The sequence below is a fragment of the Archaeoglobus sp. genome (genome assembly GCF_017656475.1).
Lineage (GTDB): Archaea > Halobacteriota > Archaeoglobi > Archaeoglobales > Archaeoglobaceae > Archaeoglobus.
The window spans coordinates 12,590-27,735 of sequence record NZ_JACDNT010000026.1 but is presented as its reverse complement, the minus strand read 5'-3'; the positions used below and the strand labels follow the sequence as shown (position 1 = coordinate 27,735).

Below are 15,146 nucleotides of genomic sequence, written 5' to 3'. Positions count from 1 at the left end.
CCTTATCCATGACTATGACGTCTCCTCTTCTCGCAATTCTCCTCCTCTTAAGCTCATTCATCACCTCTTCAAAGATCTTGGCTTCATGCCTGTTTGCAGGATGCAGCAGGAAAAGCAGAGGTTTTATAGTGGGATACTCCAGAACCAGAGTGAGTTTCATTCCAATAAACAACCCCTTTGCAGAATATCCCCACCTGTAATCCTTTCCTTCGAGATCTTTTTGTTTTACAGGTTTTCTGAACCAGTTTATGTCGACGCTCACATCAGTGCAGTCAACGATGAGTTTCGTGTTCCTCTGCCTTTTCTTGGTTATCGAGTTAAGAATTTGTAGAATCATGGATATGAAGCTGTTAAGGTCGAATTTTGAGAGGAAAGCGTAAATGTAAGCGGCTCTCGGAACTTCTTCCTCCTTTATTCTCAGAAACTCTCTTAAGTCCTCTCTCCGCCTCAACTCTTCAACCACATGAGAAATGGTGGTTGAGAAGAACATTAGGTAAGGGTTATCTTAATGCAGTTTATTGCAGTTCTAACTGGCGAAGTAAATTTTGCAATGATCTTTTTCGTCTTCCGCATTTCGAAAATGTTAAGTATTTTCCCAAGTAATTGCCACCTGTAGTCGTTTGGGTCGACTACGAGCGATATATGCATTTTCTCACCCGGAGGAGGCTTATGCCTCCTCCTACATAACTTTTTCGGTTTTAAATCTGTTTATTTCCTGTGAAAATCGTTTTGGTTAGGTCTCTTTGTGTGGGGAGATTGAATTGCTTGTTGTTTGTGGATTTAGTGTGTTAAGGAAGAGATTTGGTTCAAGGTTGTGTAAGCACCCTAAATTTTAATAATATCTATAAACAACTGAACTTTGTCCTCCTCATCATCTACAAGAATTTCTACAGCCTGCTTACCATCTGCAAAAGTGTTCTCCGCGAAGAACCTCTCAATCTCCAGTGATTCAGCTAAGCCGAGGAGGTAAGGGCGATAGCCGACATCATGAACCTTACCGATGAGAATCCTCTTTTTCACCGATGTATCTCTGAAAAAATCATTTTTAAAGTTTTTGTAGTATTTCACTGGCGTGTCCTAAAGCTTCTCAGACACCTACTGACAAGATTGTTTTCAATCGCAACCAAAATTCTAGAACTTTCTGCTTTTGGAAATTTTGAATACTAACTTCTTCACTCTCCGGTTTAACTTATTTTTGAATTCTTCTAACAGTATTCCATCTTTCAAAGTCTCCTTAGATAGATTCGGAATCCACTTTCTGGTAAGATCAAAGCTCAACTGTTAATCTGCTGCTTAAACATCGTTATTGAGCCTATTTCTCCCCACAACATGAATTTCCAGAACTTATCCTCTGGTGATTTGCTACCCTCCGTATTTCTGCGATGAGGTGCTGTGTCAATTCTGTATGTCCTTTCACCCCTCTGCCAGTGAAAACGAACCCTCAAAAACGAACCCTCAAATCAGATCTCACCAATAGGCTTTCCCGCTTAAAAGCCAGAGCTAAAAGAAAGTCCTCATAACCTGGATGCTCCGGCAACCCACATCTTTCGATTTTTCCCCATATCCCTTTATGGTTTTTTACGCGTAGTTTTGAAGGATTCTTTTCAGCTCCTTTTTTGTTTTTTGCTATTATCTCTTCTGTAATAGGGAATCCACTCATTCTCAAAAGCCATGTTTCATTCTTGTCGGGTATGTATTAATATTTCTCGAATAACAGTTTAAACAGTATCTCCCATAGGATGTGAAGGTTGAAGGGTTGTGTTATTATCCCCCGTCCGCCTTAAACGCGGGAAAAACATTTTTATTTCTATAGAATATCGCAAGCACCTTACTTTTCACCAATTGCTATCAGATCCTCTCCTCTGTCCTCTATACTCAAATTCCTAAATCCCACATACCTCATAATTTTCTCAACTTCTGGCATAGTATATCCCCTTACTCTTGCAATATGTCTACTTCCTTTCTTTGCATAATTAACAAACCATTTGAATACTTCATCAGACAAGAAATTTGGAAATTGCAAATACACTTTTCCACCAGGTTTTAAAACACGGTAAATTTCCTCAATGTATATATAAGCATCCTCTTTCTCCAAGTGCTGTAGTGTTATTACTGAAAAGATGAAGTCGAACGTGTTCTCTGGAAAAATTCGCAGATCTTTCCCATTGTTCTTATGGAAGAAGACGTTCCTACAATCCTTTAAATTCTTCCTAGCAAGTTTTATCATCTTTCCAGAAACATCTACACCGTGAATCTCTTTACAGTATGGTGCTATGAACTTCTCTACCCTACCCATCCCACATCCGACATCGAGAATGATGGAATCCTTATTGACGAATTTTCTAAGCTCCGCTGCGACCTTCTCTCCTGATGACCAAAATTCTTCTTCACTTTTGACACCACGTAAAACGGCGTCCATAGCTGTGCTTCTCGTTATTCCTGCGAGCTCCCAGGTGAGCCTATACGAACTGAAGAGTCTCGAGAGATGCCTCGAATTCAGTATTTTATAGCCAAGATTTATTATCTTCTTTTTCATAAATTATTACACCTCCTCATAAACAATTCACAAATCTCTACATCCTCGATATTTCGTTGTCAAAAGATTCTAATGCCTTGTGTAGCGACACATCCGACATCCTCTCGAAGAGTTTGTCCAGGTCTTTAACGAATATCTTTTCTTTAAGGGAGGCTGAAGGTCGCCTTTCCGCATTCTCAACTCTCTGCTTTTCAACTCTGAATGGTTTGTAGACGAAGATCGCTGCCATGTTAAACTACCTTCTTCAACAAGTTTTAAAGTGTTTTCAACAAGTAAGAGAAATGAAGGGTAGGAGGTAATAGTTCTGGATTCTGTTCTAGAGGTTGTTGTGGGGTAAGTGGCTGGCCGTAAAAGATGATGGAAAAAATAACAACATCTGGCAATCATGGATTAAAGTTCTATGAGGGTTAAGTCTTGTTGAGTCAAAGCATGGGGAAATAATAAGAAAGTGTGGGACTTTTCAAGTTTTCTGAAAAATTTTGTAAACGCAACTATGAATCAATGAAAGCTTGAAGAAGAATACGCAGGGACTTATGAAGGACTCAAGGGCAATGTATCCAGTTTGTGGATTTTGGAATTACGCCAACTACCTAATTGCTCTCACACTAAAAGTCTCTCATTCGAAATTTATATATGGGGTTTCAATTTTAGCAATTTAGATGAGAATATCCGTCATCGGTTCAGGTTACGTTGGTCTTATAACAGGTATGGGGTTTGCTGATTTTGGCAATGAGGTCACCTTTTTAGACATTAATGAGAAAATTGTTGAATCGATTAATTCCGCAACGCCTCCTATATATGAAAGGGGGCTTAAAGAGCTGATGCAAAAGAACGTCGGGAGGTATAAGGCAACGTCTGAATATAAATCGGTCATTGATACAGACATAACGTTCATCTGCGTCGGAACTCCATCAAAGAAAGACGGTTCAATCGACCTGGGTTATGTGGTAGATGCGGCGGCGAGAGTGGGAGAAGCTCTGAAAGAGAGAGATGATTTCCATGTCGTGGTTGTCAAAAGCACAGTTTTGCCGGGTACGACAGAGGAGGTTGTGAAACCCATAATTGAGAAAGAATCTGGTAAAGAGGCATTCAAGGATTTCGGTCTTGCGATGAACCCAGAGTTTTTGAGGGAGGGCAATGCTGTTGAGGATTTCTTCAAACCAGACAGAATCGTGATGGGGGTTAAGGATGAAAAGACTAAACACATACTGGAAACTTTGTACTCTCCGATAAGTTGTCCAAAACTCGTAACCGACATTAAAACTGCGGAGATGATTAAATACGCGAGCAATGCTTTTTTGGCAACCAAAATATCTTTTGCAAATGAGATTGGCAACGTCTGCAAAAAACTCGGTATCGACGCATACGAGGTGTTCAGGGGTGTCGGACTGGATCACAGGATAAATCCGGCGTTTTTCAGGGCTGGAATTGGGTTTGGTGGGAGCTGTTTTCCAAAAGATGTTAAGGCATTAATTGCTAAGGCAGAGGAGCTGGGTGAGGATCCAACCTTGCTTAAAGCTGTGATGGGAGTAAACGAGAAGCAGCACATGAAGTTAATAGAGCTGTTAAAGAAACACATTCCGGATTTGAGGGGTAAGACTATTGGCGTTCTAGGCTTGGCCTTCAAGCCAGATACTGACGATATAAGAGAGAGCAAGGCTATACCCATTGTAAAGATGTTGCTTGAAGAGAGTGCAAATGTGATTGCATACGACCCAGAAGCTATGGAAAACTTCAGACGGCTATTTCCGGATGTTAAGTATGCCAGCTCCGGGGAAGATGTTGTGAAAAATTCCGATGCGGTTTTAATAGTTACGGAGTGGGTAGAATTCGAGGAGCTGGATTACAAAGGTAAGATTGTAATAGACGGCAGAAGAATTGATAAGGCAAGGAGAGAGGCTTTGGTATATGAAGGGGTGTGCTGGTAATGAAGGTTAAGAAAGCTGTTATTCCAGCAGCGGGATACGGGACGAGAATGCTGCCCATAACCAAGGCTCAGCCGAAGGAGATGGTTCCGGTTGTGCATAAGCCGGTTATCCAGTATGTGGTCGAGGAGGCCTATTATTCCGGCATAAGAGAGATTTTGATTATAACCGGAAAGCACAAGAGGGCTATCGAGGATCACTTCGACAGGGGCGACTTGCCCAAGAAAGAAGAATATACAGAAGAGCTTGAAAGAATCCTGGACGAGGTCAGTATCTTCTTCGTGAGACAGAAGGAGCAGAGGGGTTTGGGTGATGCGGTGAAGTATGCTGAAGCGTTTGTTGATGATGAACCCTTCGCTCTGCTGCTGGGAGACAATATCACGATTCCACCGTGCACCGAAATGCTAGTGAATGTCTTCGCAAGGTATGGAGGGTCAGTAATCGCCGTCGAGCGCGTTCCGAGGGAGAGAATTCCACTCCACGGAATTATAAAAGGCTCCGAGCTGGATAAGGGTATCTACAGAATAGAAGACATGATCGAAAAGCCAAGGGTTGAGGAAGCTCCATCAGACCTTGCAGTCCTTGGGAGGTACGTTCTAACTCCAGAGATTTTCGATTACCTGAAAAATTTGAAGCCGGGATATGGTGGTGAGATTCAGCTCACGGATGCTCTGAGGGACATGGCTAAGGAAAAGGACGTCTACGGGATGCTTTATAACGGGAGGAGGTACGACATAGGAAACAAGTTGGAGTGGTTGAAGGCGAACGTTGAAATTGCCTTGGGGGATGTGGAGTTGGGGAGAGAATTTAAGGAGTGGCTGGCAAATTTGCGGTGATTCTTTGGTTTTAACCAATGTTCATGCTGTCTGCCTGTTACTCATCTTGCTTGCCACGTAAGAAATCACCACTGCAACTATCGTCAGCGAAATAATAATCATTGAGACGTTGATGAACGTTATCTTAACCTTAAACAGGTAGTTCAGCCAGAAAACTGTCAAGGGTACTATTGCAATGCTCAGACCGAAAGAGAGTGCAATCCTCTCAATAATGTCAATTTCGTTTTTCTTGAAGAACACGTAACTCCAAGCGAATCCCGGAAGAAAAAGGACGAATATAGATCCTGCGATTATTCTAAGCACCTCAGCCGCCTCTGCCACCATCGTCCCAGCACCTCTTTTTGAGTAATGAGCGAGAGTCGTTTTAAAACTTTAGTTATATACGTGGAGTCTCCTTTACTGAACGGCTACCTCCTGATGAACATCAATCTTTTCAACCTTGCGATATCTCTTTCGTTTATTTCGCCCGCAACCCACAACAGCGCAAAATACACGGCGAACGCCGCTAAATACTGGCAAAGGAGGACTGTACCTGCAAGCCTGAAATAGAAAAGCGAAGCTGCAGCCAATGTGAATGCTATCGCCTTTGCGAGAGATGGCCATGGAACCACACCACCAAACTCCTTTATTACAAAGGTAAGAAGGGTCAACATTGAAATAAAGCTTGCAAGAGTAACAGCCATTGCCGCACCGATCATCCCGAAGGCGGGTATGAGTATGAGGTTAAGTACTGTACTCAGAACGGAGAGAAGAATGCTGAAGCCAGCGGCAAGCGATGCCTTTCCTGAAGCGACAACAATGTTGAGGAGATAAGCAAAGACGCTGAAGAAGAGGATTCCGACTATCAGCACTCTGAGCGGTTCACCACCAGCGACGTATCTTGGGGAGTAAAGGAGGGAGATGAACTCTGATGCAGTTACAGAGATGAATGCGGTTGCGGGAACCAGAAAGATTATCACGTAGCGGAAGGATTCCCTAATGTATTCCCTGGTCTTCTGCAAATCGTTAAGATACGTTACGCTTGAAATTGCGGGGAACAGAGCCATGTTTAAAGCTGTTAGAAGTGAGAGAGGTACTTTTGATATCATAGATGCCGCGGAGTAATACCCCACTTCGTGAGTGTCTCTCACAATCGCCTTCAGGGCAAGCAGGTCAACGCTTGTCGAGAAGTTCAGCAGCACCGAAAGAACTATCACAGGCAGGGCGAATTTGACGATTCTTGCATATTCACCGTATTCGGACTCCCTCAGAGGAAAACCTGCAATAACAACTGCAACCAGCAAACCAACTGCCGGAGATATTGCGAAGCCCAGAACAGCACCGAAGACAGAGTAGCCAATCAGAACCAGCCCGAAGATGAGGGCGATTTTGGAGATGTAGTAAACTACTGATATTACGGACTGGTTGCGGTAATCCCGCAGTCCGTTGAAATAACCCGTGTAGAGGGAGAAAAGGGCATAAGCGGGAATCATGAGGGAAGAGAGGCGAATGAGGGTTGTGAGAGAATCATCTTTAAGTATTTCGGCCAAAAAGCTGGCGGAGATGAAATACATGGCAAATATTAACATGCTGAGATAAAGCTGAAGCTTTCCGGCCGTTTTCAGAATTGGTTTGGCCATTTCAGGTCTTTCCGAGGTGAATTTAGAGACCGTTTGCGGGATTCCCGTGGTTAAAATCAGGTTCACAACTGTTATGATGGATATAACTACCGCATACATCCCGTAAAGTTCCGGGCCGAGCAATCTTCCGAGACCTATGTGAATGACGTAGCCGGAGATAAGAAAGAGAAGCTGGGCGATTCCGAGGTAGAGCGTTCCCTTTGTGATGGACTGGTTCACAGAGGTTGAGTGGTGTTGGGTTTAAAAGTTGTTCTCTAACGTGTGGCTGGAAGACTCTTTTGACGGGTAGGATTGTGATCGAAGTTGACGTGAAATCCGACCTGTCAGACTGGAAATCCGTAGGAGGGAGCTGCTTGAGATTCGTTGATGCGAGCGTTTTCGTTCTAAGGTATTTCTATTCCCGCTTTCATCAAGGCCTTCTTTATTCTTTCTATCTCATCTTCAAGCTTTTCAAAATCTCTTTTCAAGAAGCTCGTTCGTCTTGTCGATTTTTGATGAAGCATGCCTGATCTCGCTCTTCATAACTTCTCTCGTTTTCCCGGATTCCTCTTTTATGACCTTAATTGTCTCATCCTGTTTCTCTATCATTAAGTCCTGCTTCCCAAGCATTTCGTCCATCTTCCCCGACATAGCATCCTGCTTACCCAGAATCTTATCCATTTTACCGAGCATCGTGTCCTGTTTACCAAGCATTTCATCCTGCTTATCAAGCAGGATATCCATTTTCTCCAGCATCGCATCCTGTTTCTCTAGCATTGTATCCTGCTTATCAAGCATATTTCCGCCGTAGGTTGCTATATCTTTGCCAGCTGCATTGCTGGAGGTAGCGGTAGTACGACTCGGTTTTCATTACATTGCCGTCATAATCTTCAACCGCTATCTGCTCAACTTCTGCATTTTCGGGAGTTTTAATTTTAATAATATCTATAAACAACTGAACTTTGTCCTCCTCATCATCTACAAGAATTTCTACAGCCTGCTTACCATCTGCAAAAGTGTTCTCCGCGAAGAACCTCTCAATCTCCAGTGATTCAGCTAAGCCGAGGAGGTAAGGGCGATAGCCGACATCATGAACCTTACCGATGAGAATCCTCTTTTTCACCGATGTATCTCTGAAAAAATCATTTTTAAAGTTTTTGTAGTATTTCACTGGCGTGTCCTAAAGCTTCTCAGACACCTACCGATAAGCTCTACTCCTGCGCTCAAGCTTGGTAACCAGGATTACCTTCTCATTCCATAGAATTTTATAAAATAGTCTAAAATCTCCAATTCTAAGTCTGAAGGTATTATCTGCTCCTTTTATCTTTTTAATGTCAAAATTGTCCGGAAAAGGGTTGTTTTCAATCGCAACCAAAAATTCTAAAACCTTTTGCCGGTTTGCCTTTGGAAGTTTTGAATACTCCTTCTCAACTCTCCTGTTAATAAGAATTCGAAAACTCATTTAACTTACTCTTAAATTCTTCCAACGGTATCCCATCTCTCAAAGTCTCCTCGGCCAGATCTTCGAGTTCCTCCAGTTCATCCTCGGAAAGTTCCTCTTCTTCCAGATGTTGAGATTTTAGCATATAAACCTGCGTTTCGATATCTTCTAACTTTTCTTTTACTATCCTGATTTCTTTGAGCAGTCTATCGATGTTGACTGCCATACTCTCACCACCAAGAATTCTCCCTAATACTTTAAAAATCTTTGGCACCTGCTGGTTAATCCATTCTTTTTAGGCTTTAAAGCTTTTAGCTTGCAAATAGCTTCAGAATCTGCTTTTGGTAAGATCAATGCTCAACTGTTAATCTGCTGCTTAAACATCGTTATTGAGCCTATTTCTCCCCACAACATGGCCCTCCGTTACACTATCTTCGACGATGTTGTTTTCCGAACCCAAGTGCTGTGTCGATTCTGTATATCCCTCTGCCATTGAAACGAGCCCTCAAATCAGATCTCGCCATGATTCCGCTTAAAAGCCAGAGCGAAAAGAAAGTCCTCATAAGCCGGATGCTCCGGCAGCCTTCAGGATCTTTAACGCCGTACTTTTGAAGGACCTTTTTCGGCTCCTTTTTTGCTATCCCCTTTGTTATGATTGGGGGAATCCATAATTCTCGCCAAGGTTTGATATTAAAAATTTCCGAATAACAGTGTTTTTTCTGATGGGATGTTGGCCAATTGGTGGACTTTAACAGAGGTTGAGTGGTGTTGGGTTTAAAAGTTGTTCTCTAACGTGTGGCTGGAAGACTCTTTTGACGGGTAGCATATTGTGATGGGGCTCCAATTCTCTCCGGCGGTCTTCGGTCTTCGAGTATCTCCAACAAAGCGGCTGATCGGGTGAAGATTTTTATGCCGTAGAGGATGCATATCAAAAATCTCACGGCTAGAGGTGAAGGTTCAACAGAGTTCGTCGAAGACAGACCTAGATGATACGAGATTTCTCAAAGATTATGATAAGAACAAGCATACTTCAAGAAAGGGGTAGTAGAAACTGTAAAAATGGTGTCTACAAAATGAGTGGGAAAACCGTAGCTGATGAAAGAGGCTGATGAAAGAACTTTGCAACACCAATGAGAAAGGTAACGGTTAAATAATTCCATCTCAAAGTTTTAACCATGGCATCAGATGTGGAGATTATAAAGGAGCTGGATAAGCAGGGCAGGTTGGTAATACCCAAAAACTGGAGGGAAAAGTACGCAAAAAAGGGGAAAGTTATTCTGAAAATCGAAGACGATACAATCATCGTGAAACCCTACGAGCTCGCAGACATCACTGAATTCTTCGACAAGATCGAAGTTGACGTGAAGTCTGACTTGTCAGACTGGAAGTCCGTGAGGAGGGAGCTGCTTGAGATTCGTTGATGCAAGCGTTTTCGTTCACGCGTTTCTCAAGCCGAAAAGAGAGCTGAAACCTCACGAGATAAAGATAAAGGAGTCTGCCAAAGAGATCGTGAGAAGAATCAACGACGGTGAGGAGGTCGGCATAACTGTTGTTCAGATAGCGGAGATAGCAAATCTGCTGGAGAGCTACTTACCACTGAGCGGAGCTCTGAAGGTTGAGGAGTTCCTTTTATTGGCTAAAAACGTGAATGTCTTTGACGTTACAAAGAGGGACTGCCTTAAGGCTTTGAAAATTTCCAGAGAGAGGAGTGTTGGATTGAGCGATGCGATAGCTTACGTGGTGATGACGAAAATCGGTGTGAACGAAATGTATTCGTTTGACAGTGATTTCGACAGGCTTAACGTGAAAAGAATTACAGAGTGATGGTATGAAGCGGCGGAGCGGTCTGCCGGGTTACAGGATGGCTGAAGCGGCTCGGATTAAATATTTTTAAAAATTGCTTAAATGCTTAAGATTTGGGGCAACTCATGATTCCGGTAAGACGTGAAGTTCATGAGGAAATCGTGAAGAGGCTTCTCAGCGAGCTTGAATACTACAAAGCCATAACTGCCAAATTCGAGAAGAAGTACGGATGCTCCTTGGATGAGCTGGAAAGGAAAATCGAGAGAGGAGGTGTGCCTTTAGATAAACACGAAATTTGGGAGGACGGCACAGAGTGGAGAAATGCCGTTGAAGAGGTGGAAAAGCTGAGGAAGCTCATAGAGGGGCTGAAATCTTTAAAGAAGTAGAAAAAAGTTGCTGGATTGTGATTGTTTAGTTCATGTAATTTACGATGGTAAGTAAGATTGCTCCGTACGGGCCGAGAAATCTTCTCGAATTTTGACTAAGTTTAAAAGTTGTTCTCCAACATCTGCCAAAATGAAGATTCAAAATAGTTCAAAAGGTGAAAAGACGGGAATTTGCTAGTTTTCTCGAAAATTAATGCTGTATTGAAGCAGATGCCAAATTGCATGCTGGTAGTCACCGATGGGGGGGGGTGAATTCTTTAAAGGCCAAGGGGTACCTTGCAACGCTGCAACGCTGCAGCGAAAAACACATAAATTAAGTAACATACTTTAAAGCATGATACCCGAAGGTATGTTCGTGAACAGGGAGTTCGAACAGGGGTTTCTTCGGGATTATTCTGGTCGGGACCAAACCCTGTTAGTTCTGGAAGATTCTTTTAACGGCAATACACCAACACTTTATGATGAAAGTCCCTAACTCTCTTCGGCAGACATGGAACCCGTTTGGTGTTGAGCCAGTGATGCTTGTTTACTTCGTTAACAGACTGTATGACTACAAGAATCCCGATGAAATCAGAAGACCTTGGAATGACAAGACAATAGTTCCGAAGAAAATTAATGGCAGATGATCCTCGCTATAACAAGCCGTGGGATTGGTTTTATCCTTCGCATAAATAAGGGCAAATTTTTAACACTCACGTTATGCTGAACTTAATGAATTCGGAGCAAAAAATAGAATTGGGTCGTAATTGTATGGAAACTTGCATAATTTGTAAAAGTAAAAGTCGGGAAATAATCTTGGACAGTCTTCATGATTACACCACTTGTTCGCCTCTACCATTTAAAATAGTTAAATGCAAGATTTGTGGACATATGTATCTAACACCAGTACCCTCCCAAGAAAAAATTGAAGATTACTATACATTAAAAAAATATTATCCTCATATTCTTGGAAATTATTTTATAGAGAAATTTGAATTGGCCATAACGAAAGAGCTAAAAATATTATCGAATATGTTGCCAGGGAAAATATTGGATGTTGGTTGTGGATCGGGAAAAATAATAGCAGTTTTAGAAAAATTGGGTTGGGATGTATATGGCATTGATTTAAGCTCTAGAGCGATAGAAAATGCAAAGAAGAGAGGTCTCAAAAAAGTTTACGTTGGCGAATTAACAAATTTTCACTTTCCTAAAAAATACTTCGATGTAGTACTGATGAGACACGTGATCGAGCATATACATAATCCGAATGACTATCTAAGTCATATCAATAAGATACTTAAAGATGACGGTCTGTTGATTATTAGCGTACCCAATATTAATAGTAGGGAATTTAAAATTTTTAGGGAATACTGGTATCAATTAGATGTTCCACGTCATTTACACTTTTTCAACATACATACCTTATCTAAATTATTGTCTAATAATAAATTTAATGTAATTAATAAATATGAAGATTATAGACCTTTTTTCTCTTTATCCAGAAGCTTAGTGAATTTAGTTAACGGATACTTATGTTCATCAGAGAAACGCAAACATAAATTCAAAATCTTAATAGATAATCCAATATTCCATCTGATTATGTTACTATTATTCTTTTATTTGCATCTAGATACATCTATAATAGTCATAGCAAAGAAGGTATAAGTGTTTTATTTATTATTTTCTTTCTTTTAATCTTAAAATCTTAACACCATTTTCTGAATAAACTACTGAAAAATACTTACCATCATAATCTACCTTACTGAGAATTCCGGTGTTTCTTTTTCCGATGTAGATGTATTTAATATTTAGTTCTTTTAATACTTTTATAAATTGACTATTTGACTTTTTATCATATATATCATATATTTTTTTAATATTTAATACTATATCCATGTCTGTTTCTTCAGCCCCGTATATTAATGGAGGTGGTAATACTCTTCTTCCTGTAAATATTGGAATGTAAGCTCCTGCATCTGTAGTCTCTAATAAATCGAAATATTTTGATTTATAGAAGTTAACAAGAAAAACTTGATCCTCTTTTGTATTATTCTCTATCCATTTGAATGCCTCTAAATCATCTTTAAAAACATAATTATAATCTTGAGATTTAAGAACTATTGGCATTAAGTTGACTATATTTAACACTACAATAGTAATTAGAATGATTTTAGTTTTTTTTAATATTTTTGATTTACTTTTGATATTAAATAACTCTTTCATCAAAATTCCGAATAGAAGAGAGAGTGGGTAAAAAGAGAGTGAGACTACAGTAATAGTGTCTAAATAACCTGAAAATGGCAAGTTAAAAATATATGGATTTGAAAAAAGAATTAGAAATGCAAACCAAAAAAGAAATACACTAATAAATATATCCCTATACTTGGCCAAAACTAGTAGTGAAGTAATTAAAAAAATTAAAAGAACCAATATTGTATTAATATTGCACGCTATAAAATAATTTGAGTACATTTCCTTTAAATATCCTATTCTTTCCAATGAGTAAAACTCTGGTGGAGTTAGAGACAAACTATTTTTGCCGTAAGTCAGTATTACTTTTAAAAACCATGGGAAAATTACCAGCAATGAAGTCCCCCCTGTGGAGAGGATAACAAGTACATGCTTGGTTATTTTACGATGTTTTATTGTTAAAATAAGGCACAATAACATCAAAAACAAAACTAATGCCAAAGTTGCCCTGTAATGCGATAAAAAGACTCCTATGTACATCAATGGCAAAATTATAACATCTTTTTGTGTAAAATTTGTATCATTTTTTATAAAATATAATATATATGTAATAATTATTATAAGCAATGAAATCCCAAGTATAAAAGTAAATCTTCCCCATAATAAGTAGTAGAACGGGAAAATAGATATCCAACCTGCGAACATTGTCCCAAACAAAGCAGCCACTTTATTATTGGTGATTACTGTAATAAAGGTACCAAGTATAAATAATAAACAAATAGATAAAAATAAACTAATTATTATTACAGAAATAGTGATCTCTAAACCGCTTAACCAACTAAATAGTGCTACTAAAGAATGAAAACCAAAGTGATAAGAGAAAGATTTTATAGGATAATAAGGCAATAGATTAGAGGGGATGACATGCTTTTCAAGTATAAGTTTAGAAATAAATGTATGTGTAGATGAGTCTACACCAATTGGTGCTATAAATTGATTGTTTACAACATAAATTGAATATCTAATTAACAACGAAATAAAAATTATTAGCAAAAGTACAACCGTATTGGTATTGTATACTTGAAAGATTGTTTTTTTTAATATATTTTTAATGTTTGACTTATTCAATTTTAGTAATACATAAATTAATGCAACTATGAATAATGCACTACACGAGATAAAAAAATCTATTGCTAATAAGTAACTATACAGTCCTACTAGATTCACAAAGGATACCGAAAGACCAAATACGACAATAAGAAATAAATTAAGGTTCTTGATAGATTTATTTAAAATAAAAACACAAAAAATACCCGGAATAAAAAATATAATAATTATCGAAAAAATCAATCTTAAAATTTCTAAAAATTCTATCATTACCCTACCACCTCCCTAATTATACAATATAGCTCCCGACCGATGGCTTCTGGAGTACACTTCTCCATGAATGTTCTATATCCCTTTTCCGCTATGTTCTCCCTAAAATCTTCATTTTCTCGTAATTCTAAAATACCTTTAGCCAAAGCATCACTATTTGCAATCTCAACAAATAACGCATTTTCCCTGTCCTCAAACAGCTCTCTGTTTGCTGGATTATCCCCCACAATTACAGGCTTTTTCATGGCGATGAATTGAAACGTTTTTCCAGCTATAACTCTTTTCGCTTTATCTATATTGGAAAAATGTCCACCTAAACAAACATCGCTCTTTGCGATTTCCACTGGCAGTTTCTCATAAGGTATCCAGTCAATAAATCTAACATTTTTAACGTTCAAGTCTCGAGCTAATTTGTCAATTTTCCCACGTTCAGGGCCTTTACCAACAACAATAAACTCGATATCTTCGTAAGGTTCAAGTAGTTTTGCGGCTTTAATTATATATTCTATTCCTTGAAGTGGCCTGTATGTTCCATAATAAAAAACCCTGAATTTTCCGTCATTTCGTTCAACGTTTCTTGGATAGAAGTACTCATCATCCGCCCCAACAAACACTCTATGAAATTTTTCTTTTGGTAAGTTAAAAGTATTAACAAAGTAGTCTATATGAGCATTTGTATCAAGTATTATAGTATCTGCAATTTCACAGGAAGATTTATCCAGCCAATAAAAGAATTTACCTGCTATTGAATTTGGTCTGAAATTCTTTCTTTCAAAACACATGGTGTCATAAGCCGACAGAAAAGCATCAAACACTATGGATTTATCTTTTAAGGCTTTCCTCACTATCTTAACTAGAGGCTGTCCAAAAAAACCAACAAAGACGGCATCAAAAGTATCTTTTCTCATTAATTTTAGTAAAAAATTTATTATTACTTTTGGATATCTTACTGCATAGGATTTTGAGCAGTCTGTACATTCAATAACTTCAATACCACACTTTTTCAGTCCTTTCAGAATAACTGCATTTCGGGTATATGTTGGTTCTCGGCCTGAAATAAACAGGATCCTCATCT

General features: G+C 39.3%; 21 protein-coding genes. 7 read left to right on the top strand and 14 right to left on the bottom strand.

Annotated elements, in window-relative coordinates; all coding sequences use genetic code 11:
- The 6 genes from H0Z19_RS08315 to H0Z19_RS08290 form a co-directional block, all read right to left on the bottom strand.
- On the bottom strand, positions 1-451 hold a 451-nt coding region (locus H0Z19_RS08315; RefSeq protein ID WP_290725653.1), incomplete at its 3' end, for a transposase.
- A 374-nt stretch (positions 452-825) separates the two neighbouring features.
- Positions 826-1,020: an acylphosphatase gene (locus H0Z19_RS08310; RefSeq protein ID WP_290725651.1), complete on the bottom strand. Its 195-nt coding sequence runs from the start codon at positions 1,018-1,020 to the stop codon at positions 826-828.
- Positions 1,021-1,274: 254 nt separating this feature from the next.
- Positions 1,275-1,445 (bottom strand): hypothetical protein, encoded by a 171-nt coding sequence (locus H0Z19_RS08305; protein WP_290725649.1) that lies wholly within the window; start codon positions 1,443-1,445, stop codon positions 1,275-1,277.
- Positions 1,442-1,660, bottom strand: a complete 219-nt coding sequence (locus H0Z19_RS08300; protein WP_290725648.1) for a hypothetical protein — start codon at positions 1,658-1,660, stop codon at positions 1,442-1,444. The genes H0Z19_RS08305 and H0Z19_RS08300 overlap by 4 nt, the downstream gene beginning before the upstream one ends.
- A 168-nt stretch (positions 1,661-1,828) precedes the next feature.
- Entirely contained in the window at positions 1,829-2,536 is a 708-nt protein-coding gene (locus tag H0Z19_RS08295; RefSeq protein ID WP_290725646.1) for a class I SAM-dependent methyltransferase, read from the bottom strand.
- Between the two features lie 37 nt (positions 2,537-2,573).
- Positions 2,574-2,765 carry a hypothetical protein gene (locus H0Z19_RS08290; RefSeq protein WP_290725644.1) on the bottom strand — a complete coding sequence of 64 codons (192 nt, stop codon included), beginning with the start codon at positions 2,763-2,765 and terminating at the stop codon, positions 2,574-2,576.
- Between the two features lie 430 nt (positions 2,766-3,195).
- Between H0Z19_RS08290 and H0Z19_RS08285 the strand changes: the two genes are divergently transcribed.
- Together H0Z19_RS08285 and galU are read left to right on the top strand one after the other, a co-directional pair.
- Positions 3,196-4,464: a UDP-glucose/GDP-mannose dehydrogenase family protein gene (locus tag H0Z19_RS08285; RefSeq protein ID WP_290725643.1), complete on the top strand. Its 1,269-nt coding sequence runs from the start codon at positions 3,196-3,198 to the stop codon at positions 4,462-4,464.
- A complete protein-coding gene (galU, locus tag H0Z19_RS08280; protein WP_290725641.1) occupies positions 4,464-5,297 on the top strand; it encodes a UTP--glucose-1-phosphate uridylyltransferase GalU in 834 nt (277 codons plus the stop codon). Before H0Z19_RS08285 ends, galU begins: the two co-directional genes overlap by 1 nt.
- Positions 5,298-5,318: 21 nt before the next feature.
- On the opposite strand, the gene H0Z19_RS08275 is transcribed toward galU, so the two are convergent.
- From H0Z19_RS08275 to H0Z19_RS08255, 6 genes are all read right to left on the bottom strand, one after another.
- On the bottom strand, positions 5,319-5,621 hold the full coding sequence (locus H0Z19_RS08275) for a DUF1616 domain-containing protein (RefSeq protein ID WP_290725639.1): 303 nt from the start codon (positions 5,619-5,621) through the stop codon (positions 5,319-5,321).
- 83 nt (positions 5,622-5,704) lie between these two features.
- A complete protein-coding gene (locus H0Z19_RS08270; RefSeq protein ID WP_290725637.1) occupies positions 5,705-7,135 on the bottom strand; it encodes a flippase in 1,431 nt (476 codons plus the stop codon).
- Positions 7,136-7,366: 231 nt separating this feature from the next.
- The gene (locus H0Z19_RS08265) at positions 7,367-7,672 is read right to left on the bottom strand and encodes a hypothetical protein (protein WP_290725636.1); all 306 of its coding nucleotides are present in this window, start codon (positions 7,670-7,672) and stop codon (positions 7,367-7,369) included.
- 13 nt (positions 7,673-7,685) lie between these two features.
- The gene (locus tag H0Z19_RS08260; RefSeq protein WP_290725635.1) at positions 7,686-8,018 is read right to left on the bottom strand and encodes an acylphosphatase; all 333 of its coding nucleotides are present in this window, start codon (positions 8,016-8,018) and stop codon (positions 7,686-7,688) included.
- A gap of 75 nt (positions 8,019-8,093) precedes the next feature.
- Positions 8,094-8,357: a type II toxin-antitoxin system RelE/ParE family toxin gene (locus tag H0Z19_RS12055; RefSeq protein ID WP_365892594.1), complete on the bottom strand. Its 264-nt coding sequence runs from the start codon at positions 8,355-8,357 to the stop codon at positions 8,094-8,096.
- On the bottom strand, positions 8,335-8,610 hold the full coding sequence (locus H0Z19_RS08255; RefSeq protein WP_290725633.1) for a hypothetical protein: 276 nt from the start codon (positions 8,608-8,610) through the stop codon (positions 8,335-8,337). Before H0Z19_RS08255 ends, H0Z19_RS12055 begins: the two co-directional genes overlap by 23 nt.
- Positions 8,611-9,511: 901 nt before the next feature.
- Between H0Z19_RS08255 and H0Z19_RS08250 the strand changes: the two genes are divergently transcribed.
- The 5 genes from H0Z19_RS08250 to H0Z19_RS08230 all read left to right on the top strand — a co-directional run bounded on the left by H0Z19_RS08250 (position 9,512) and on the right by H0Z19_RS08230 (position 12,169).
- Positions 9,512-9,757: an AbrB/MazE/SpoVT family DNA-binding domain-containing protein gene (locus H0Z19_RS08250; RefSeq protein ID WP_290725631.1), complete on the top strand. Its 246-nt coding sequence runs from the start codon at positions 9,512-9,514 to the stop codon at positions 9,755-9,757.
- Entirely contained in the window at positions 9,744-10,160 is a 417-nt protein-coding gene (locus H0Z19_RS08245) for a type II toxin-antitoxin system VapC family toxin (RefSeq protein WP_290725629.1), read from the top strand. The genes H0Z19_RS08250 and H0Z19_RS08245 overlap by 14 nt, the downstream gene beginning before the upstream one ends.
- Before the next feature lie 104 nt (positions 10,161-10,264).
- On the top strand, positions 10,265-10,525 hold the full coding sequence (locus tag H0Z19_RS08240; RefSeq protein ID WP_290725628.1) for a hypothetical protein: 261 nt from the start codon (positions 10,265-10,267) through the stop codon (positions 10,523-10,525).
- Between the two features lie 458 nt (positions 10,526-10,983).
- Positions 10,984-11,151 carry a hypothetical protein gene (locus H0Z19_RS08235; RefSeq protein ID WP_290725627.1) on the top strand — a complete coding sequence of 56 codons (168 nt, stop codon included), beginning with the start codon at positions 10,984-10,986 and terminating at the stop codon, positions 11,149-11,151.
- A 244-nt stretch (positions 11,152-11,395) separates the two neighbouring features.
- On the top strand, positions 11,396-12,169 hold the full coding sequence (locus H0Z19_RS08230; RefSeq protein WP_290725626.1) for a class I SAM-dependent methyltransferase: 774 nt from the start codon (positions 11,396-11,398) through the stop codon (positions 12,167-12,169).
- 12 nt (positions 12,170-12,181) lie between these two features.
- On the opposite strand, the gene H0Z19_RS12050 is transcribed toward H0Z19_RS08230, so the two are convergent.
- The gene (locus tag H0Z19_RS12050; protein WP_365892590.1) at positions 12,182-14,071 is read right to left on the bottom strand and encodes a DUF6541 family protein; all 1,890 of its coding nucleotides are present in this window, start codon (positions 14,069-14,071) and stop codon (positions 12,182-12,184) included.
- A complete protein-coding gene (locus H0Z19_RS08220) occupies positions 14,071-15,144 on the bottom strand; it encodes a glycosyltransferase family 4 protein (RefSeq protein WP_290725621.1) in 1,074 nt (357 codons plus the stop codon). The genes H0Z19_RS12050 and H0Z19_RS08220 overlap by 1 nt, the downstream gene beginning before the upstream one ends.
- Positions 15,145-15,146: the final 2 nt, after the last annotated feature.